We start from the raw sequence: 18,979 nt of genomic DNA, 5'->3' as shown, positions 1-18,979 counted from the left end.
GGCGCACCGCCGACCAGCACGACATAATCGTCGCGGATGCCCTTTTCCTTCATCGTGTCGATGACGACCTTCATGTAGGGCATGGTCGTGGTCAGCAGTGCCGACATGCCGATGATGTCGGGCTGGTGCTGTTCGATCGCATCGAGATATTTCTCGACCGCATTGTTGATGCCGAGGTCGATGACGTCGAAGCCGGCACCTTCCATCATCATGCCGACGAGGTTCTTGCCGATGTCGTGGATGTCGCCCTTGACGGTGCCGATGACCATCTTGCCCTGCTTCGGCGCGCCGGTGGCGGCAAGCAGCGGACGCAGGATGAACATGCCGGCCTTCATCGCGTTGGCCGACAACAGCACTTCGGGAACGAACAGGATGCCGTCGCGAAAATCCTCGCCGACGATGCGCATGCCTTCGACCAGCGCCTCGGTCAGCACCTTGTAAGGCACCCAGCCGCGCTCGAGCAGGATGTTGGTGCCTTCCTCGATCTCTTCCTTCAGCCCGTCATAGAGATCGTCGTGCATCTGCTGCACCAACTCGTCGTCGGAAAGTTCGGAAAGGATGATCTCGTCGTCGGACATTTTGCCTGCGCCAATTGCTTGTCAGTGATTTGCGGGCCGCCGGCACCTTTGTCATAGGTGCCGGCGGCATTTGCTTGTAGGTCTCGGGAGTTAAATCAGGCGTCCAGCCAAACGTTCTGGAAGTCCATTTCGTAGGTCTGGTGCATTCCGTAGTTCTTCACCTTCTTGCTCATGTGGCAGTAGAGCTTCTGCCAGAACGGCTGGATGATCACGCCGGAATCCTGCAGGATCTGCTCGACGTCCTTCATCACCTCCTTGCGCTTGGCAGGATCGGCCAGCGAAAGCGCCTGCTTCAGCTTGGCGTCGAAATCGGGGTTGGCATAGGCCGTTTCGTTCCAGGCCTCGCCCGAGCGATAGCCGAGCGCCAGCACCTGGACGCCCAGCGGCCGCATGTACCAGATGGTCATCGAGTACGGATACTTCGTCCAGTCGTTCCAGAAGGTCGAGCCCGGCAGCACCGTACGCTTCACCTTGATGCCGGCATCGCGCAATTGGCCGGCGATCGCATCGCCGGTGTTCTTCTGCCATTCGTCCTCGACGGTGATCAGCTCGTGCTCGAAGTCGGCCTGCCCGGCATCCGCCATCAGCTTCTTGGCGGCGGCGGCATCGCGTGTCTTCTTGGGCAGCGGATAGTATTCGGGATGGATCGGGGCGACGTGGTGGTTCTCGCCAACCGTGCCGAGCCCGGCGTAGCCGAGCTGCATGACGGCATTGTTGTCGACGGCCATCTGCAGCGCATTGCGCACCCGCTGGTCGTCATAGGGCTTGTGGGTGATGTTGGTGCGGGCAACGAGCGTGGTCGCCGTCGCGACCTCCGATTTCACCAGATCCATCTTGTCGAGGGCGTCGATGAAGTCGGCCGGCGTTTCGAAATCGAGGTCGATCTCGCCAGATTCGAAGGCATTCAGCGTGGCGTTGAAGTCGGTGCCGTAGTCGATGAACTCGACACCGTCGAGCGGTGTTTCACCGCCCCACCACTTGCCGTTCTCGCGACGCTTGACGATCGCCTTCGAACCCACTGCATAAGACACCAACTCGAAAGGTCCGGTACCGATCGGCTTCTTGATCGGGTCGGCGCCATCCTTATCGAAGTCGCGATGCACGACCAGCGCCGGATAGTCGGTGAAGCCCGGTATGATCGCGATGTCGGGTTCGGTCAGCTTCAGCTTGACCGTGAGGTCATCGACCTTGGTGATAGCGCCATCCCTGGCCTTGCCGGTCTTTGTGTCGATCAGCGCGCCGACGCGTGCCGCCATGGAATTGCCGGAAGCACCCTTCTCGCACCAGCGGTTCAGATTGGAGACCACGTCATCAGCGTTGAAGGCATCGCCGTTGTTCCATGTGATGCCTTTGCGCAGATGCAGGGTGTATTCGGTGGCGTCGTCATTGACGTCCCAGCTTTCGAGCAGGACCGGCTCGAAAGTGAACTGGTGCGTATAGCGGACGAGCGGCTCCAGCCAACAACGGGTGACGTTTGCCATCTCGGTCCAGTCATAGGTGCGCGGATCCTTCTGCGCCTTGACCGACATCGCGACATGCAGCGTTCCACCCTTTTTCGGTTCATCGGCCAGCGCCTTTGTCGGCGCGGCAAGGCCGATCATGCCATAGGCGAAAGCCGTCGACGCGCCGAAGGCGCTGGCCAGCGCCAGGAATTCGCGCCGGTCCATGCGGCCTGCACGCGTCTCTTTCGCCATTGTCTCGATAGCGCCCGGCACGCGGTCGCCATTGCTTCTGAAGAGCGTCATGTTTTCCTCCCTTGGTTGTTCCGTCAGGTCTTCGCCTGTCACATCAACTAACGCTGTTCGGCAGTTTTTCCTCACGCCGCGCGATAAAATCCTTGAGACCCTCGGCGATGCCCTCGTCGAGCTTCGGCTCCTCATAGTCGGCCAGCATGTTGCGCGCCTTCTCGCGGCCACGCGTGTCGTGGTCCTTCGCGCCTTCGGCCTTCCACTGTTCGTACGAATTGAAGTCCATGATGGTGGGCATGAAGAAAGCGGACTCGAAATGTTCGAGCGTGTGCTGGGTGCCGAGGAAATGGCCCTGCGGCCCCACCTCGCGGATCGCCGCCATCGCTTCCTTGAAATCGTCGAACGGAAGGCCGCCTGCATATTTGTACCAGCCGATAAGCTGCTCGCAGTCGGTGGCGAATTTCGAATAGCCGCAGGTGAGCCCCGCCTCCAGCCATCCGGCCGAGTGCCAGATGTAGTTGGCGCCGGCGAGGATGGCGGCGTGCATCAGCATGTTCGCCTCGTAGCCGGCCTGGGCGTCATTGAGCTTCGAGCCGACATGGAAGCCGGACGTGCGCCAAGGCAGTCGGTATTTGCGCGCCAGCGCGCCCATCAGGTACATCATCTGGGCGGCCTCCGGCGTGCCGCCCATCGGCGCCCCGGTCTTCATGTCGACCGTCACCATGAACTGGCCGTAGATCTGCGGCGACCCCGGACGCAGGAGCTGCGTGAAGGCGACGCCAGCGAGTGCTTCTGCATTGACTTGCGCCACCGCGCCGACGGCAGAGGCCGAGGTCGAGGCGCCGCACAGCGCGAAGGGCGCCAGGATCAACGGCTGGTTGTTGCGCGCATAGACCTTCATGGCGTCCAGCATGGTGGCGTCCCACACGAGCGGTGAGTTGCAATTGGTGATCGATACAAGCACCGGGTTGTCGCGGACGAACTCTTCGCCGAAAACGATGCCGGCCATCGCCATCGTGTCTTCGGCGCGTTCCTTCGAGGTGACAATGCCCATGAACGGCTTGTCGGAGTGCTTCAGCGCCGAATGGATGATGTGGAGGTGACGCTTGGGCACCGCAATTTCCATCGGCTCGCAGATGACCGAGCTCGACGAGTGCAGCGCCGGCGCCATGTAGGCGAGCTTGTGAAAATTGCTGAGGTCGGCGAGCGAACCGTACCGCCTGTTGTTGTCGAGGTCGCGCACATAGGGCGCGCCATACATCGGCACGAAGATGGAATTCTTGCCCCCGACGCGGACGGTACGCTCGGGGTTGCGGGCATTGAGGGTGAATTCCGGCGGGACCTTCGAGACCAACTCCATCAAGAGCGCACGGTCGATGCGGACGCGCGTCTCGGATACATCGGCTCCGGCGGCCTTCCACAGGGCGATCGCCTCATCGTCGCGGAATTCACAACCGACCTCTTCGAGGATCAAGAGCGATTCCTGGTGGATCAACTCCACCGCCTCGTCAGGCACCATCTGATAGGCGGGGATCTGGCGCACCAGCGTAGGAAACGAGGCTATGGGAGCGCCACGTATCGCCTTGCGCCCCAGGCGACCGCCGCTTCTGCGGTTGGCGTGTTCGGTCACTGCAACGGCCGGTTCATTCATGGCAACTCATCCCTCCAACAGCCCGTCAACTTAGCGAGACGGAATATAGCTGTGACGCTGGAAAATCCTGATCTCTTGTATAAACTCTCCTTATGCGAAGCCTGCGCCACCTGCTGCCCTCCGCCGGCAGCCTGATCGTCTTCGAGGCGGCCGGCCGGCTGTCGAGCTTCACCGCCGCCGGGCGCGAGCTCGGCATGACGCAGGCGGCCGTATCCTACGCCGTGCGCGGGCTGGAGGAACAGCTCGGCGCCAAGCTCTTCCAGCGCCGCCACCGCCAGGTTCTCCTGACGGAGGCCGGCGAGCGCTTCCACGCCGACGTCTCGCTCGGGCTGTCGCATATCCGCAAGTCGGCGGAGGATCTGCGCCTGCAGGCGACCGGCGGCCATGTGACGCTGGCCGCCTCGACCGCCTTTGGCTCGTTCTGGATGATGCCGCGCCTACAGCAATTCCGCGACGAACTGCCGGGCGTTGATCTGCGTATCCAGACCGCCGACCGCGACCTCGACATCATCGCCGAGGGCATCCCGCTCGGCGTGCGCGGCGGCGTGCCGCGCGACTGGCCGGACTATCATTCGCTGTTGCTTGCAGACGAGGAGATCTTCCCGGTCGCGGGCCCCAGCTATCTGGCGAGGTTTGGGCTGCCAGAGACCGTCGCCGAACTTGCCATGCATAGGCTCATCCATCTCGAGGAGCCCTACCGCGAGGCCCCGAACTGGGACGAATGGTTCGCCGCAGCCGGAACCAGCCTCCGTAATGCCGAGCGCGGGTTGCGCATCAATGATTATGCCTTGGTGATTCAGGCGGTCATGGAGGGACAAGGCATCTCGCTGGGCTGGCGGCATCTCGTCGAGCGCCTCGTGGCATCAGGCCTGTTGGTGCCGGTGACGGATCATGTGCTGAGGACCGGCATCGGATTCTACGTCATCTGGCCAAAGAACCGCGAGCTCAGCGACAATGCGCGCAAGGTAAGGGATTGGCTGGTGGCGCAGGCGTAGGCTCGCCAGCGCAATCCGGCGCGTGACCGGATTGCGTTTCGCATGCTGAAGGATCAGACCGAGCCGTCGTTCTTGAGGCCGAGCACGTCGATCTTGTCGATGGTCGGCGGGCCAACGAACAGCGTTTCGGCATTGGCCATCAGCGCCTTGGCAATCTCGCCGGTGAGATGCGCCTGCCGCCCTGCTTCGTCGTGAAAGGCATCGAACACGCCGAAGACGCTTGGCGAAAGCTGCAGGGCGAACCAGATCGGGGTCCTGGCTTCCTGATTGGCCAGTTGCGGCCCGGTATTGAGGAACGCGGCGACATCCTTCTCCTTGCCGGGCTTGGCTTCGAAGCGTGCGAACAATGCAAGTTTGATCATTTTTCTTCTCCTCGTCGTTGTGCGGCCAAGGCGGCCGTCGAAGCGACAGTCGCAGCATCGAACCGGAAAGCGTATTGGCAAAAATGACATCTTTGATATCATTATTGCCATGAACATTTCCGTCCTTGCGCTTGATGGCGTCTTCGACACCGGGCTGGCCACGATGCTCGACGTATTCGGCACCGCCAATGAGCTGGCAGGGATGCTGGCATCCCCGCCCGGCTGTTTTGCCGTGACCATTGTCGGGGTGAGCGACACGGTCCATACCGCGCAAGGCCTTCAGGTACCGGTCGTCTCGATGGGCAGCGAGCCGGAGCCCGACTGGCTGGTGATCCCCGCGATCGGCCAGAAGATGCCAGGCCCGCTTGGCGAGGCGCTGAAGCGAAGCGACATTGCCAAGGCGACCAAGGCATTGCGGGCTGCCGCCGATGCCGGCGCGCGAATCGGGGCGGCCTGTATCGGTACTTTCATCCTGGCGGAAACCGGCCTGCTCGACCGTCGGCCGTCAACCACGACCTGGTGGCTCGCACCGATGTTCCGGCAACGCTACCCGCAAGTGCGGCTCGATGCCTCGCGCATGCTGATCAATGACGGGCAGTTCGCAACCGCCGGAGCAGCACTCGGCCACATCGACCTCGCTCTGATGGTCATCCGCCAGACAAGCCCGGAACTTGCGGCGCTGACCGCCAAATATCTGATCGTCGACAGCCGGCCGCTGCAATCGGCCTATGCCATGTCGGACCATCTCGCCCATTCGAACCCGCTGGTCGAGCGTTTCGAGCGATGGGCGCGCGGCCATCTCGCAGCCGGCTTCAACCTAGACGAAGCGGCCGCGGCACTGGGAGCCAGCAAGCGCACGCTGTCGCGGCGGGTCAACGATGTGCTTGGCAAGACACCGCTGTCCTATTTTCAGGATCTGCGGGTAGAGCAGGCTGTCCATTTGTTGAAGACCACATCCGACAGTGTCGATGAGATCGCCGCGAAGGTCGGCTATGGCGACGGGGTGACGCTGCGCAATCTGTTGCGCCGGCGGCTACACAAGGGCGTGCGTGAAATCCGCACCGCAACTTGATCCACCGACCTCGCGATATTGCCTCTCCCGCGCCCCCCGAATCCGCCTATAGTATCTCCATGCCCATTCGCCAGCTTTCCGAAACGATGATCAACCAGATCGCCGCCGGCGAAGTCATCGAGCGTCCGGCAAGCGTGGTCAAGGAACTGGTCGAGAATGCGCTCGATGCCGGTGCCGGCAAGGTCGAGATCGTCACCGCCGGCGGCGGGCTGAACCTGATCCGCGTCACCGATGACGGCTCCGGCATTTCCGAGCCGGAGCTGGCGCTGGCGATCGCACGTCACTGCACCTCCAAGCTCACCGCGGACATCAACGACATTCGTTCGCTCGGCTTTCGCGGCGAGGCGCTGCCGTCGATCGGCTCGGTGTCGCGGCTGTCGATCCGATCGCGGACAGCAACAAGCGAAAGCGCCGCCGAGATCGGCATCGAGGGCGGCCGCGTCTTGCCCGTCAGGCCGGCGGCGGCCAATCGCGGCACCACCGTCGAGGTGCGCGACCTGTTCTTCGCCACGCCCGCCCGACTGAAATTCATGAAGGGCGAGCGCGCGGAGAGCTCGGCTACCAGCGACGTGGTCAAGCGCATCGCCATCGCCTTCCCCGCCGTGCGCTTCACATTGGCGGGTTCGGATCGCTCAACCCTGGAATTGCCGGCGACGGACGACAGTCCGGAAGGCAGCCTGCGCCGCGTCGCCCAGGTGATGGGCGCCGAGTTTCCGGACAATTCCATTGCCATCGACGCGATGCGCGAAGGCGTGCGTCTGACCGGTCACGTGTCGATCCCGTCCTTCACCCGCGCCAACGCGCTGCAGCAATATGCCTATGTCAATGGCAGGCCGGTGCGCGACAAGCTGATTGCCGGCGCCATACGCGGCGCCTTCGCGGATGTCCTGCCGCGCGACCGCCATGCGGTGACGGTGCTGTTCCTGACGCTCGATCCGGCCGTCGTCGATGTCAACGTCCATCCGGCCAAGGCCGATGTGCGCTTCCGCGATCCCGGACTGGTGCGAGGGCTGATCGTCGGCGCTGTCCGGCAAGCACTCGCGGATGCCGGCATCCGCGCCGCCACCACGGGCGCCGCCGGCATGATGGCGGCGTTCCGGCCTGGTGCGGCATCCTACGGCCACGGCGGGCCCGCCAATGGCCACCGCAGCTATGAAGCATCCTACCATGCCTCCGGCCCAGCCGGCTTTGATCCGACGCGCTCGCCGCAGCGGCCGCTCGACATGGGGTTCGAAGGGGCGGGTTTCGAGGGCCCCGGTCAGCGCGGCTTGCGCGAAAATGAGCAGGCGGCATTCGATGCCGGCCCGCTAGCCAGCGCCGATGCACGCGCCGGGCAGAGCGAAGCGGCCGAGACGCTGCTTGGCGCGGTGCTGGGTGCGGCACGCGCTCAGGTGCATGAGAACTATATCGTCGCCCAGACCAGGGATTCGCTCATCATCGTCGACCAGCATGCGGCGCATGAGCGGCTGGTCTATGAGGCGCTAAAGAACGCGCTGCATTCGCGCGCCGTGCCATCACAGATGCTGTTGCTGCCGGAAATCGTCGACCTGCCGGAAGAAGACGCCGAACGGCTGGCGATGCATTCCGAGACGCTGGCCCGCTTTGGACTTGGCGTCGAGCGTTTCGGCCCGGGTGCGGTCGCGGTGCGCGAGACGCCGTCGATGCTGGGCGAGACCAATGTCCAGCAACTGGTGCGCGACCTTGCCGACGAGATCGCCGACAACGACACGGTCGACACGCTGAAGGAGCGGTTGGACAAGATCGCGGCCACCATGGCCTGCCACGGCTCGGTACGCTCCGGCCGCCTGCTCAAGGCCGAGGAGATGAACGCGCTGCTGCGCCAGATGGAGGCAACGCCCGGCTCCGGCACCTGCAACCACGGGCGGCCGACCTATATCGAACTCAAGCTCGCGGATATCGAGAGGCTGTTTGGGAGGCGGTGAAGGCTCAGGGATGAACACCGACGATTGTCTGCAACAGTTTGGCCTCGTTCCACGCAACGAAGATCTATCCAAGATTCGAGATCTGCTAGCTCACGAGGCCGATCTCGAACGTGCAGGACGAGGTCGCGACCGGCAGGCAGACCTTGCACTGCTCTGCAGCGTTCAGCTCTTCAGCAGGGGCCATGATGAAGACGTGCTGCGGATCTGGGACGCCAAATCGTCCGGATTCGACTTGTTTTGCTATCTGGACGTTCAACTGCTTTGCGGTGGCGGCCTTGCCCATGCAAAGGATTTCTTGCGCAAGCAGCCCGGCGAAGTGGCCACGGACGCCCTTGCATATCTGGAAAAATGCGAAGCGGCCGGCGATTTCGAGGACTTTTTGCCAGCCAATCACATGAACCACTACCGCAACTATTTCGGAGTAGCCTAACTTACTGGAAAGAGCCGCTTTGCAGCGGCTCTTGTCGAGTAGAGGAATGATCCCGACCCTCTGATTTACCTCTTCAAATTCACCACGATCACACCGCCCAGCGCCAGTGCGCCGCCGAGCATGCCAAGCAGTGTCGGCACTTCGCCCAGCCAGAAGAAGCCGATCAGGGCGGACATGGGCGAAACCAGATAGAGGAAGTTCGACGCACGTGCGGCCGGCAGGCGCGACAGCGCGGTCGCCCAGGCGGCATAGGCGATCAGGCTGGGCACGATGCCGAGAAAGATCACGGCGCCGAGGCCGGCTGTGTCGGCGACCGCTGCCTGCGCGAGGCCGCTCGGCAGGAAGGGCGACAGGCAGAGAGCGCCAAGTATCATGTTCGAGGCCGAAATGGTCAGCGGGTGGTGGCGGGCGAAGAGCGGCTTCTGGACGATGGTGTTGACAGCCGAGCAAAGCGCCGAACCCAGCACCAGCAGCGCCCCGGCGTTGAAATGCAGGCCGTCCCCGTCGCCGATGGCGATAATGCCGATGCCGGCGAAGGAAATGGCGGTGCCAACCCATGCCATGCCGGAGAAGCGTTCGCCAAGCAGCGCCATCGCCATGATGGCGGTGAAGATCGGGCTGACATTGATGATGAAGCCGGCAGCGCCGGCCGAGACGGTCAGTTCGCCGAAATTGAGCATTGCCGTGTACAGCGCCACGAAGATGGCGCCGCCAAAGGCCAGGCGCCACAATTCATCCAGCCTCGGCAGCGCCGGACGCTTGACGGCGAGGAAGATCGCCGCCGGCACCGCGGCGATGGCAAAGCGCAGCGCGCCGAGTTCCAGCGGCCCGAAGGCGGCAAGGCCAGCGCGGATAGCCGGAAAGGCAGAGGCCCAGCCGACCACCGTGAGCGCCACCGCGATGGCTGCCGTGGTGTCCATCCGTTGTGTCGGATTCAACGTGCTGGTCATTGCGCTCATCTCACTGTCCTCGTGATTCTCGTGCCCTGAAATGCAGAAAACGCCTTTTCGGGCCAGTTGACAAACGACCAAATCGAGGATCAGCTGTGACTATGGATCACAGCTCAGACACAATGGTGCCGCTCGAAACGCTGCGCGCCTTCGACGCGGCGGCGCGGACGGGCAGCTTTTCGGCGGCAGCTGAAAAGCTCAACATCACCCACGGCGCCGTCAGCCGGCAGATCGCCAAGCTCGAGGACTGGCTGGGGCTGAAAGTGTTCGATCGCGGCGCGCGCGGTGTCTCGCTGACGATCGAAGGCAACAGGCTGCATCTGCGCACGGCGGAAGCATTCGCGCTGATATCGACCCATTCCGACCGCTGGGTCGAGCCGCGCGGCACCGCGGTGGTGCGCCTGACCTCGATCCCTTCGGTCAGCGGGCTGTGGCTGATGCCGCGCATGGCGGCGCTGGAGAACAATCCCTCCAAGCTGCGCATCGTACTCGACGTCGATATCCGTCAGGCCGACCTTGCCGATGAGGGCATCGATCTGTCGATCCGCTGTGGCCGCGGCGGCATTCCGGGTCGTGTCTCGGTGCAGCTTTTCGAGGAACATGTTTTTCCCGTCGCATCGCCCGAACTTGCCCGCGAGATCGGCCGCGGCGACCCTGCCCGGCTGCTCAAATTTCCACTGATCAACGATTCCGATGCTTCGGCCTGGCGTGCCTGGTTTGCCGCGCAAGGCATGGATTACCGCCCGCGCCCGCAGGACCGGCGCTTCGAGGACTACAATCTGGTGCTCGACGCCGCAGCCTATGGGCTCGGCATCGCGCTGGCGCGCCCACCCCTGACCGGGCATCAATTGAAGGCCGGACGCATCACCGCCGTCGACGAGCGCACCGCGCTCAATCCGGTGTCCTACTGGCTCGACCGGCCGATGGGACGGCCACGTGCGGCAGCGGCAGAACTGGCGCGCCGTATCGCGGTGCAGGCAGGACTTGCATCGGAAAAGATGGAAGCCTTTATCGAGGCTGAGGGTTAGCGCAGCACCACCAGAACAAACCCGACGACCGCCGCCGCCAGCAGCCCGGCAGTCAGCGACATCAGCCCGACACTCGTCCGCCTGTTTTCAGGCCTGGCCGCTTCGCTCGGCCCGGCGGTCGCACGTTCTCGCCTGGCCACGGCATTGCTGGCTGGGGTGCGGCGTAACGGCAACAGCTCAGATGCGAGAAGCGGGAGCCATGGCAAGGTCGCCGGCCTTTCCGGGGCACCCTCATCGCCCCTTGCCAAAGGCACCGCCAAGCCACGCTGCGCAGTCTCGCCGTCAGTTGGCCTCCTCGCTGCATTGGCCACCGGTATGGCATCGCCGGCTGCTTCTCCGCCCGGTTCCGCGAGTGCCAGATAGGCCTGGATGATTTCGGCCGAGGCCGTCTGCTGCGCTCTTATCGCTGTCGCCTGCGACAGCACCGGCAAAGTCGGTGTCGCCACGGGTCGCACGGGTGCGCCGGAAGGTGCCGGCGGCGCCACCAGCGCCTTCACCAGTGCCGTTTTGACCGGATCGGCCTTTGCCGACGGCACGGCCTGCGGCGTCATCGCTTCCCTGAGCAAGGCGGCAAGACGAACTGAGGAAATGTCCATGGTGCCCCGACAACAGCATTTTTCCGCGAAAGATTAAGGGGGCAGCATTGTCTCAGGCTTGTCACATGCTTGACCTAGCCGCCAATTTGTGGCGATGAAATCCTCATGAACCTCGGCGCCGCTGCATGATGAACCGTTTCGAAGGCCCTGGCGGCAAGGAAGCCCGTATCCGCTATCTCGATGGCGACTTCCAGGTTACCAGCCCGGGCGCTTTCGTGCGCTGCGCGGTGACCGGCGAAAGCATCCCGCTTGATGAGTTGAAATACTGGAGCGTCGCCAGGCAAGAGCCCTACATCAACGCTGCCGCTTCGCTGCGCCGCGAAATCGAAGTGCAGCCGGAGCTACGCAGCCGGCGTTGATGTTTGCGCGAGTCGTTTACGCAAGCCGATAACGCACTTCACGACGACAGGTCAGCCCTTCAGCTTGCGTTGACGCCAGGCATCCAGCGTTTCGTCGATGATGCGTTCGGGCACGCGTTCGAGCTCGAAAACCGTGTCGATTGCCAGGACCTCGAGCCGGTCGAGAAAGTCCTGTGGGGCGCCATGCCGCAGCCGGGCCGCGTCCTTGGCCGTGGTGATGAGGCCGAGCCCTTCGGCGCGTGCCGTCGCCGCCAGTTCGGCAAGCTCGTCCTCACCATAAAAATGATGGTCCGGAAACGGTCGCGTCAACGCCAGTTCGCCGCCGGCCTCGCGCACCGTGTCGAAGAATTTTTCGGGATGGCCGATGCCGGCGAAAGCCAGGAACCGCTTGCCGGCAAGCCCCTGCTTGCTGCTTGGCTTGGTGTGGGCCTCAAAGATCGGCCGGGCGGCGCGTGCCGCCTGGCGGACCACGGCGTCGGCGGCGGTGCCCTCGCCCATCTTCAACAGCCCGCTGGTGAAGACCAGTTGGTCGACGATCCTGGCCCGGAGCGGGCCGCCCGGAATGACGCGGCCATTGCCGATGCCGTAGCGCGCGTCGACGACCACCAGCGCATAATCGATATGGATGCGCGCGCTCTGGAAACCATCGTCCATGATCAGGAAATCGCAGCCATGCCTTTCCAGCAGCAGCCGGGCGCCGGCGGCGCGGTTCGGCGTCACCGCCACCGGCGCGTGTTCGGCCAGGAGCAGCGGCTCGTCGCCGACATGCCTGGCGCTGTCATGATGGGCATCGACGACATGCGGCTCCGCGAACGAGCCGCCATGGCCGCGCGACAGGAAACCGGGTTTGAGCTGCATGCGCTTGGCCTGTTCGGCCAAGGCGATCGCCACCGGCGTCTTGCCGGTGCCGCCAACGGTGAAGTTGCCGATGCACAGAACCGGCGCCTCGATCTTCTCGCGCCGGGCGCGCCGCATGCCGCGGCCAGCGATGAGCGCATAGATGGCCGACAGCGGCGACAGTGCCAGGACCCGCCAGTCCGGCTTTTCCCACCAGAATGGTGGTGCTTCGGAAGCCACCCTAGCGGCCGTTCGCGCCCTTCAGGCGCGACTTGATGACCAGCGGCTGGATATAGGGTTCGAGCGATTTTAGCGTGCGCGCCAGCGCGCCGCGCATCTCGTCGACGGTCGCCACGCCCGCCGCCATCATCTCGTGACGCGCCACTTCGTTGGTCAGCAGGAAATTGACGGCGCCGGCCAGCATATCGCGGTCGCGCACCAGCTTGGCGCCGCCGCTGTCGAGCAGGCGCTGGTAAGCCTCGCGAAAATTCTGCACATTGCGCCCGGCAAGAACCGCGGTATCCAGCATGGCCGGCTCGAGCGGGTTCTGGCCACCCTCTGAGGTCAGCGAGCGGCCGACAAAGGCGATTTCGGTCAGCCTGAGATAGAGCCCCATCTCGCCGATCGTGTCGCCGAGCAGGATGTCGGTGTCGGCGGCGATCCTGTCGCCCGTGCTGCGCCGCGCGACCGTCAGGCCCATGCCGGAAATCTGTGCGGCAAGCGCCTCGGCGCGATCGGGATGGCGCGGAACGACGATGGTCAGAAGACCATGATGGCGTTTGTGCAGCGTCGCATGAACCTCGGCGGCGACCACCTCCTCGCCATCATGGGTCGAGATCGCCGCCCAGGTCGGGCGGGCGCCGATCTGACGCCGCAGCGTCGCCAGCACTCGTTCGTCGACAGGCGGCGGCAAGGTATCGACCTTGAGGTTGCCCGACACGGTCACCGGGCGGGCGCCGAGCGCAAGGAAGCGCTCGCCATCGACATCGGACTGGGCAACGACGTGGGCGAGATTCTCGAACAGCGCCTCGGCGATGTTGGCCCGTTTCTTCCACGAGGTGAACGAACGGTCGGACAGCCTGCCGTTGACCAGCACCTGCGGCACGCGGCGCGCGCCAAGCTCAAGAATGGTCATCGGCCAGATCTCGGATTCAGCGATGATCGCCAGATCCGGCTGCCAGTGATCGAGAAACCGGCTGACCGCCGGCTTGAGGTCGAGCGGCACATATTGGTGGATGATGCGATCGCCGAGCCGCTCGTCGACGACCTGCGCCGAGGTCACCGTGCCAGTCGTCAGCACAATGTTGACGCCGTAATCGAGTATGCTTTCGACCAGTGGCACGACGGCCAGGGTCTCACCGACGCTCGCCGCATGGATCCAGATCATCGGCCCCTCGGGGCGCGGTCGGCCAGCGACGCCGTAGCGCTCGCGGCGGCGGCTGCGGTCTTCCTTGCCGCGCGAGGTGCGCCAGGCGACATAGGGCCCGACCAGCGGATAGGCGGCGGCACCGGCGAAACGGTATGCCGTCAACATGGTTCGCGCCCAGCGACCGCTCATTGCGGACCATCCACGAGACGGTAGGCCTCGGCAGTCGCGGCGTTGAGCGCGACCGTGATTTCCTGGCGCTTGCGCTCCATTTCGGCCTCGTCGGCGCCGATCGGCACGAAGATCGGCGCGCCGATGACGATCGACGAGCGGCCGAACGGCAGGTTGATGGTGGTCTTGTCCCAGCTCTTCTCCAGCACCTTGCGGCGGCTAGTGGTGATGGCGACGGGCAGCAGAGGCCGACCGGAGAGGCGTGCCAGAAGAACGATACCAAGCCCCGCGTCACGCGGCGTGCCGTGGGGAATGTCGGCGATCATGGCGACGTTCTTGCCGGCGGCGAGCGACTTTTTCAGGGCGATGAGCGCCTTTGCCCCGCCCTTGTCGAGATGCCTGGCGTTGTCACGCCCGCCCGAACCGCGCACCGCCTCGATGCCAAACTTCCCCAGCATCAGCGCGTTGAGCTCGGCATCGGCGCTGCGCGAGACCATCGCGACCAGCGGCTTGCGCCTGGGATAATAGGCTGGGGTCAACAGGTGCTGGCCGTGCCACAGGGCGATGATGCCGGGCTCGAATTCGGCATAGGCGCTGCTCGAAAACCGCGCCGACCCATCGACGACGCGATTGGTCAGGCGCACCAACCGCACAAACTGGGCGAACAGGCTGGCGATGGCGTTCTTGACGAATCGCGACTGCGCCAGCGGTTCGCGAATCCTGCGCCAGAAAGCCTTAGTCGTGCGGCTGCGCCCCCTGCGCGCGGGCGTGGGTTCAGTGGCTGGCTCTTTCGCCAGGTCTTGCTCCATCGAGGTCAACCGACAGCCTTGTTGTCGGGGTCCAGCAGCCGGTGCAGATGAACGACGAAATAACGCATGTGGGCATTGTCCACGCTGGCTTGCGCCTTGGCTTTCCACGCCGTGTGCGCGGATTGATAGTCCGGATAGATGCCGACGATGTCGAGCCCGTCGAGATCGCGGAACTCGGAGCCGCCAAGCTTCGTCAGCTCGCCACCAAACACCAGGTGCAAAAGCTGCTTTTTTCCGTCTTCCGCGGCCATGTCGGTCCTTCACATATCGTGAGTTTGTGACAGGTCTAGACCAAAGCCGTCGACTTTGGAACCTTCGAAAACGCTTTCACCTATCCAGCCCGGCAATGACGGCGGCGAGCACGGCCAGCAGTTCACCGCTGCCGGCGGCGAGCGCGCCGTGGCGGGTCACCTCGCCGGCATAGAGCGGCGAGCGGCCATGCCGGTCGAGCAACTGGCCGCCGGCCTCGCGCAAAATGAGATCGGCGGCGGCAATATCCCAGTCATGCGCGTTCGGCTTGACGAAAGTGGCATCCAGCGCGCCATTGGCGATCATGGCCAGCCGATAGGCGAGCGACGGGCTGTAGGGCGCCCGCTTCAGTCGCACCTGCCAGTCGGCAGGCATCAGGTCGGTCAACTGCTTCAGCCCGGAAATCTCGGCCGTATCCGGCAGCTTGCGCACCGCGATGCGCTTGCCGTTGCGGAAAGCGCCCTGTCCGGGCAGCGCCCAATAGGTCTCGTTCATCGCCGGGCATTCCAGCACGCCGGCAAGCGTGCGGCCACGCTCGACGACGGCAACGCTGACGCACCAGGTGCGCTGGCCTTCCAGGAAGCCGCGCGTGCCGTCGATCGGGTCGACGACGAAGGTGCGGCGCGCCGAAAGCCGCACCGGATCGTCGGTTGTTTCTTCCGACAACCAGCCATAGTCGGGCCGTGCTGCAAGCAGCGTCTGCCGCAGATAGGCGTCGGCGGCATGGTCGGCTTCGCTGACCGGCGATGTGCCGCCCTTCATCCAGACTTGCGGGTTGTTGCCGAAATAGCGCATGGCGATGACCCCGGCCTCGCGGGCGGCATCGCGCAGCAAAGGCAAATCCTCGGTAGCACTGGCAGTGATCAGGTCATGCTCCGGCAAGGGTCATGCCTTCGATCAGAAGCGTGGGGGCGGCGGTGCCGAAATTGCGGTCGAGGTCATCAGCCGCCACCATGTTCAGGAACATGGTCTTCAGGTTCGAGGCGATGGTAACCTCGGCGACGGGATAGGCCAGCGCACCATTTTCGATCCAGAAGCCGGAGGCGCCACGGCTGTATTCGCCGGTGACCATGTCGACGCCCTGGCCGAACACTTCGGTGACGTAGAAGCCGGTCTTGAGCGATTTGATCAAATCCTCGGGCGACCGGTCGCCCGGTTCGATGGCGAGATTGGTCGAGGACGGCGAGACGGACGAGCCGCCGCGCGAACCGCGCCCATTGGTGACGAGACCAAGCTCGCGCGCGGCCGATGTCGACAGGAACCAGTGGTTGAGCACCCCTTTTTCGACCATGAACAGCTTCTCGCCCTCGATGCCTTCGCCATCGAACGGACGCGAGGCCTGGCCACGCTGCCTGAGCGGCTCGTCAGTGACGGTGATCGCGGAGGCGGCCACCTGCTTGCCCATCATGTCGCGCAGGAACGACGTCTTGCGCGCGACGGAGGCGCCGTTGATGGCGCCGGCAAGATGACCGGCGATGCCGCGCGCGACGCGCGGGTCGAACACAACGTCGATCGGCCCGGTCGCCGCCTTGCGCGCGCCGATACGGCGCACGGCACGTTCGCCGGCCTTGCGGCCGATGTCTTCAGGCGCATCGAGATCGGCAAAATGCTGGCGCGAGGAGAATTCATAGTCGCGCTCCATGCCGGTGCCCTCGCCAGCAATGACGCTGGCCGAGCGCGAGAAACGCGACCCGACATAGTGGCCGAGGAAGCCGTGCGAGGTGGCCAGCACCAAGCCACCGAGGCCGGCACCGGCGCTGGCGCCGGCCGAATTGGTCACGCCCTTGACGGCAAGGGCCGCCGCTTCCGCCGCAAGTGCCGCTTCCTTCATTTGATCGGCCGACACCTCGGTGGCGTCGAACAGGTCGAGATCGCGCGTCTGTTTCACCAGCAATGCCGGGTCGGCCAGCCCCTGATAGGGGTCCTGTGGCGACACTTTCGCCATCGCCACGGCACGCTCGGCCAGGGTTGCAGGATCGGATGCTGCGGTTGCCGAGACGCTGGCCACACGCCCATCGACGAAGACGCGTAGCGAGACATCCTCGCTCTCGGCCGATTCGGTGCCCTCGACCTTGCCGAGCCGCACCGACACACCGGTCGAGCGGCTGCGCACGGCCACCGCATCGGCGGCGTCGGCGCCAGCCTTCTTGGCAGCTTCGACCAAAGCAGCGACACGGTCGGTCAATTTTGCTGCATCTGTGATATCGGTCATGCGCGTGATCCTGCTGGCGCGGCGAGCTTTGGCCGCAGCCACCATCTATTGTTCCGGTCCGGCTTGTGCAATGGCATAGGCTTCAATCAAAATGCATCGGTTCACGGTTCAGATCTCGAACCGAGGCATGGCAACCCGGTCCGCAGCCCGCTCGGAGCATTTTCGATGACGCCTTTCCATCTCGCCTTCCCGGTCCGTGATCTCGATGAAACTCGCTTTTTCTATGGCGAGGTGCTGGGTTGTGCGATCGGCCGCTCATCGGCGACCTGGGTCGATTTCGATCTTTACGGCCACCAGATGTCGGCGCATCTGCGGCCACAGGCCACGCCAGCCGCCAGCGACGGCAAGGTCGACGGCATCGTCGTGCCGATCCCCCATTTCGGCGCCGTGCTCTTGATGGATGACTGGCAGCGGCTGGCGACGCGGCTGGAGGCGCGCGGCGACATCGACTGGCTGGAACGGCCAATGGTCCGCTTCAAGGGCGAGCCCGGCGAACAGGCAACGCTGTTCATCCGCGATCCCTCCGGCAATGCGCTGGAATTCAAGGGCTTTCGCTCGCTGGAGCAGGTTTTCGCGCACTGAGGCGCCGGGCAGGCAGCGAGCCTGTGGTTCAGGACGCCGCAACGGGCGTCCAGATGACATCATCGACTTTCTGCGCGCCCGTCGCCAGCATCACCAGGCGGTCGAAGCCGAGCGCGATGCCGCTGGCCTGCGGCATGATGGCGAGGGCGGCGAGAAAATCCTCATCCAGTGGATAGCGCTCGCCATAGATGCGCTCTTTCTCGTCCATCTCGATGATGAAGCGCCGGCGCTGCTCATCGGCATCGGTCAGTTCGCCAAAGCCGTTGGCGAGCTCGACGCCGCAGCAATAGAGCTCGAAGCGCTCGGCGACGCGCGCATCCCTGGGGCTCGGCCGCGCCAATGCCGCCTCGGCCGCCGGGTATTCGCACAGGATGGTCGCCCGCCTTTGCCCGAGCAACGGTTCGATCTTTTCCACCATCACCCGGCTGAACAAATCAGCCCAGCTGTCGTCGGTTGCGGTGCGCAGGCCGGCCCGGACCAAGGCGGCATAAAGCGCGTCCCGGTCGGTGGCGCCGTCGGCGGCGACCGTGGCCAGCAGATCGATGCCGGCATAGCGGGTGAAGGCATCCGCGACCGTCAGCCGTTCCGGCTCGGCAATCGGATCGCAGTCGCGGCCCCGGAAGGAAAAGCGCGTCGCCCCTGCCCTTATCGCGGCCAGCGCCAACATGGCCGCGCAATCCTGCATCAGGCTCTCATAGGCCTCGCCCACCCGGTACCATTCGAGCATGGTGAATTCGGGATGGTGCAAAGGGCCGCGCTCGCGGTTGCGGTAGACCGGACCGAGGCTGAAAATGCGCTGTTCGCCGGCGGCAAGCAGTTTCTTGCAGGCGAATTCCGGCGAGGTGTGGAGATAAAGCGGCGACCGCGTGCCGTCCGGTCCGATCGCTTGCGTGGTGAAAGCCGCCAGGTGTGCCTCGTTGCCGGGCGAGACCTGCAGGGCCGCCGTTTCCACCTCGACGAAATCTTCGGCGGCGAACCAGTCGCGCAGGCTGGCGGCGATAGCGTTGCGCAGCATCAGCCGCGGGCGGCGGTCGGCGTGGACATGCGGCGTCCACCAGGGCGAGGCATCGGGCGACGTAACGTTCATGGGGCTCAGATCAT

20 protein-coding genes are annotated in these 18,979 nt (G+C 64.4%); 7 read left to right on the top strand and 13 right to left on the bottom strand.

Features of this window, described 5'->3' with window-relative positions:
- The 3 genes from AC1DYW_RS13090 to AC1DYW_RS13080 all read right to left on the bottom strand — a co-directional run.
- Window positions 1-578, bottom strand: a 578-nt coding sequence (locus AC1DYW_RS13090) for a corrinoid protein (RefSeq protein WP_477226401.1), incomplete at its 3' end; no start/stop codon positions are given.
- Between the two features lie 95 nt (window positions 579-673).
- Window positions 674-2,323, bottom strand: a complete 1,650-nt coding sequence (locus tag AC1DYW_RS13085; RefSeq protein WP_095086675.1) for an ABC transporter substrate-binding protein — start codon at window positions 2,321-2,323, stop codon at window positions 674-676.
- A gap of 43 nt (window positions 2,324-2,366) precedes the next feature.
- The gene (locus AC1DYW_RS13080; RefSeq protein WP_477226400.1) at window positions 2,367-3,917 is read right to left on the bottom strand and encodes a trimethylamine methyltransferase family protein; all 1,551 of its coding nucleotides are present in this window, start codon (window positions 3,915-3,917) and stop codon (window positions 2,367-2,369) included.
- A 92-nt stretch (window positions 3,918-4,009) separates the two neighbouring features.
- Here AC1DYW_RS13080 and AC1DYW_RS13075 point away from each other — a divergent pair, with 92 nt between their 5' ends.
- Window positions 4,010-4,912, top strand: a complete 903-nt coding sequence (locus tag AC1DYW_RS13075; RefSeq protein WP_477226399.1) for a LysR substrate-binding domain-containing protein — start codon at window positions 4,010-4,012, stop codon at window positions 4,910-4,912.
- Between the two features lie 53 nt (window positions 4,913-4,965).
- On the opposite strand, the gene AC1DYW_RS13070 is transcribed toward AC1DYW_RS13075, so the two are convergent.
- The gene (locus tag AC1DYW_RS13070; RefSeq protein ID WP_477226398.1) at window positions 4,966-5,274 is read right to left on the bottom strand and encodes a putative quinol monooxygenase; all 309 of its coding nucleotides are present in this window, start codon (window positions 5,272-5,274) and stop codon (window positions 4,966-4,968) included.
- A gap of 109 nt (window positions 5,275-5,383) precedes the next feature.
- Here AC1DYW_RS13070 and AC1DYW_RS13065 point away from each other — a divergent pair, with 109 nt between their 5' ends.
- The 3 genes from AC1DYW_RS13065 to AC1DYW_RS13055 are packed head-to-tail and all read left to right on the top strand — an operon-like array spanning window position 5,384 to window position 8,719.
- Complete coding sequence (locus AC1DYW_RS13065) at window positions 5,384-6,346, top strand: GlxA family transcriptional regulator (protein ID WP_477226397.1); 963 nt, start codon at window positions 5,384-5,386, stop codon at window positions 6,344-6,346.
- Between the two features lie 59 nt (window positions 6,347-6,405).
- Window positions 6,406-8,289, top strand: coding sequence for a DNA mismatch repair endonuclease MutL (gene mutL / locus AC1DYW_RS13060; RefSeq protein ID WP_477226396.1), 1,884 nt, complete (start codon window positions 6,406-6,408; stop codon window positions 8,287-8,289).
- Between the two features lie 10 nt (window positions 8,290-8,299).
- Window positions 8,300-8,719 (top strand): hypothetical protein, encoded by a 420-nt coding sequence (locus AC1DYW_RS13055; RefSeq protein ID WP_477226395.1) that lies wholly within the window; start codon window positions 8,300-8,302, stop codon window positions 8,717-8,719.
- Window positions 8,720-8,784: 65 nt separating this feature from the next.
- Here the strand turns inward: AC1DYW_RS13055 and AC1DYW_RS13050 are convergent, their stop codons facing one another.
- A complete protein-coding gene (locus AC1DYW_RS13050; protein ID WP_477226394.1) occupies window positions 8,785-9,678 on the bottom strand; it encodes a DMT family transporter in 894 nt (297 codons plus the stop codon).
- A gap of 92 nt (window positions 9,679-9,770) precedes the next feature.
- Between AC1DYW_RS13050 and AC1DYW_RS13045 the strand changes: the two genes are divergently transcribed.
- Complete coding sequence (locus tag AC1DYW_RS13045) at window positions 9,771-10,697, top strand: LysR family transcriptional regulator (RefSeq protein WP_477226393.1); 927 nt, start codon at window positions 9,771-9,773, stop codon at window positions 10,695-10,697.
- On the opposite strand, the gene AC1DYW_RS13040 is transcribed toward AC1DYW_RS13045, so the two are convergent.
- The gene (locus tag AC1DYW_RS13040; protein ID WP_477226392.1) at window positions 10,694-11,293 is read right to left on the bottom strand and encodes a hypothetical protein; all 600 of its coding nucleotides are present in this window, start codon (window positions 11,291-11,293) and stop codon (window positions 10,694-10,696) included. The two genes, AC1DYW_RS13045 and AC1DYW_RS13040, sit on opposite strands and share 4 nt — an antisense overlap.
- A 125-nt stretch (window positions 11,294-11,418) precedes the next feature.
- Here AC1DYW_RS13040 and AC1DYW_RS13035 point away from each other — a divergent pair, with 125 nt between their 5' ends.
- A complete protein-coding gene (locus tag AC1DYW_RS13035; RefSeq protein ID WP_095085946.1) occupies window positions 11,419-11,652 on the top strand; it encodes a DUF2093 domain-containing protein in 234 nt (77 codons plus the stop codon).
- Window positions 11,653-11,703: 51 nt separating this feature from the next.
- Here AC1DYW_RS13035 and lpxK read toward each other — a convergent pair whose 3' ends face one another.
- The 6 genes from lpxK to AC1DYW_RS13005 form a co-directional block, all read right to left on the bottom strand.
- Window positions 11,704-12,729: a tetraacyldisaccharide 4'-kinase gene (lpxK, locus tag AC1DYW_RS13030; protein ID WP_457151735.1), complete on the bottom strand. Its 1,026-nt coding sequence runs from the start codon at window positions 12,727-12,729 to the stop codon at window positions 11,704-11,706.
- Window position 12,730: 1 nt separating this feature from the next.
- Complete coding sequence (gene waaA / locus AC1DYW_RS13025; protein ID WP_184871010.1) at window positions 12,731-14,047, bottom strand: lipid IV(A) 3-deoxy-D-manno-octulosonic acid transferase; 1,317 nt, start codon at window positions 14,045-14,047, stop codon at window positions 12,731-12,733.
- On the bottom strand, window positions 14,044-14,835 hold the full coding sequence (locus AC1DYW_RS13020; protein WP_457151736.1) for a lysophospholipid acyltransferase family protein: 792 nt from the start codon (window positions 14,833-14,835) through the stop codon (window positions 14,044-14,046). Before AC1DYW_RS13020 ends, waaA begins: the two co-directional genes overlap by 4 nt.
- 5 nt (window positions 14,836-14,840) lie before the next feature.
- Window positions 14,841-15,086, bottom strand: a complete 246-nt coding sequence (locus AC1DYW_RS13015) for a DUF4170 domain-containing protein (RefSeq protein WP_457151737.1) — start codon at window positions 15,084-15,086, stop codon at window positions 14,841-14,843.
- Window positions 15,087-15,162: 76 nt separating this feature from the next.
- Window positions 15,163-15,966 carry a 3'(2'),5'-bisphosphate nucleotidase CysQ gene (locus tag AC1DYW_RS13010; RefSeq protein WP_477226391.1) on the bottom strand — a complete coding sequence of 268 codons (804 nt, stop codon included), beginning with the start codon at window positions 15,964-15,966 and terminating at the stop codon, window positions 15,163-15,165.
- The gene (locus AC1DYW_RS13005; protein WP_457151739.1) at window positions 15,953-17,296 is read right to left on the bottom strand and encodes a TldD/PmbA family protein; all 1,344 of its coding nucleotides are present in this window, start codon (window positions 17,294-17,296) and stop codon (window positions 15,953-15,955) included. Before AC1DYW_RS13005 ends, AC1DYW_RS13010 begins: the two co-directional genes overlap by 14 nt.
- Before the next feature lie 165 nt (window positions 17,297-17,461).
- On the opposite strand from AC1DYW_RS13005, the gene AC1DYW_RS13000 reads away from it, so the two are divergent.
- Window positions 17,462-17,878 carry a VOC family protein gene (locus AC1DYW_RS13000; protein WP_457151740.1) on the top strand — a complete coding sequence of 139 codons (417 nt, stop codon included), beginning with the start codon at window positions 17,462-17,464 and terminating at the stop codon, window positions 17,876-17,878.
- A 28-nt stretch (window positions 17,879-17,906) separates the two neighbouring features.
- Here the strand turns inward: AC1DYW_RS13000 and epmA are convergent, their stop codons facing one another.
- On the bottom strand, window positions 17,907-18,965 hold the full coding sequence (gene epmA, locus AC1DYW_RS12995) for an EF-P lysine aminoacylase EpmA (RefSeq protein WP_457151741.1): 1,059 nt from the start codon (window positions 18,963-18,965) through the stop codon (window positions 17,907-17,909).
- Window positions 18,966-18,979 lie beyond the last annotated feature (14 nt).

The sequence above is a fragment of the Mesorhizobium sp. P2_D5 genome (assembly GCF_056404355.1).
Note: the sequence above shows the minus strand (reverse complement) of the source record. Positions and strands in the feature narration are given on the sequence as shown.

Excerpts from the sequence above, each read along its gene's own strand:
- AC1DYW_RS13085 (WP_095086675.1), bottom strand. The coding sequence starts at position 2,323 with ATGACGCTCTTCAGAAGCAATGGCGACCGCGTGCCGGGCGCTATCGAG.
- AC1DYW_RS13080 (WP_477226400.1), bottom strand. The coding sequence starts at position 3,917 with ATGAATGAACCGGCCGTTGCAGTGACCGAACACGCCAACCGCAGAAGC.
- AC1DYW_RS13075 (WP_477226399.1), top strand. The coding sequence starts at position 4,010 with ATGCGAAGCCTGCGCCACCTGCTGCCCTCCGCCGGCAGCCTGATCGTC.
- AC1DYW_RS13070 (WP_477226398.1), bottom strand. The coding sequence starts at position 5,274 with ATGATCAAACTTGCATTGTTCGCACGCTTCGAAGCCAAGCCCGGCAAG.
- AC1DYW_RS13065 (WP_477226397.1), top strand. The coding sequence starts at position 5,384 with ATGAACATTTCCGTCCTTGCGCTTGATGGCGTCTTCGACACCGGGCTG.
- mutL (WP_477226396.1), top strand. The coding sequence starts at position 6,406 with ATGCCCATTCGCCAGCTTTCCGAAACGATGATCAACCAGATCGCCGCC.
- AC1DYW_RS13055 (WP_477226395.1), top strand. The coding sequence starts at position 8,300 with ATGAACACCGACGATTGTCTGCAACAGTTTGGCCTCGTTCCACGCAAC.
- AC1DYW_RS13050 (WP_477226394.1), bottom strand. The coding sequence starts at position 9,678 with ATGAGCGCAATGACCAGCACGTTGAATCCGACACAACGGATGGACACC.
- AC1DYW_RS13045 (WP_477226393.1), top strand. The coding sequence starts at position 9,771 with ATGGATCACAGCTCAGACACAATGGTGCCGCTCGAAACGCTGCGCGCC.
- AC1DYW_RS13040 (WP_477226392.1), bottom strand. The coding sequence starts at position 11,293 with ATGGACATTTCCTCAGTTCGTCTTGCCGCCTTGCTCAGGGAAGCGATG.
- AC1DYW_RS13035 (WP_095085946.1), top strand. The coding sequence starts at position 11,419 with ATGATGAACCGTTTCGAAGGCCCTGGCGGCAAGGAAGCCCGTATCCGC.
- waaA (WP_184871010.1), bottom strand. The coding sequence starts at position 14,047 with ATGAGCGGTCGCTGGGCGCGAACCATGTTGACGGCATACCGTTTCGCC.
- AC1DYW_RS13020 (WP_457151736.1), bottom strand. The coding sequence starts at position 14,835 with ATGGAGCAAGACCTGGCGAAAGAGCCAGCCACTGAACCCACGCCCGCG.
- AC1DYW_RS13015 (WP_457151737.1), bottom strand. The coding sequence starts at position 15,086 with ATGGCCGCGGAAGACGGAAAAAAGCAGCTTTTGCACCTGGTGTTTGGT.
- AC1DYW_RS13005 (WP_457151739.1), bottom strand. The coding sequence starts at position 17,296 with ATGACCGATATCACAGATGCAGCAAAATTGACCGACCGTGTCGCTGCT.
- AC1DYW_RS13000 (WP_457151740.1), top strand. The coding sequence starts at position 17,462 with ATGACGCCTTTCCATCTCGCCTTCCCGGTCCGTGATCTCGATGAAACT.
- epmA (WP_457151741.1), bottom strand. The coding sequence starts at position 18,965 with ATGAACGTTACGTCGCCCGATGCCTCGCCCTGGTGGACGCCGCATGTC.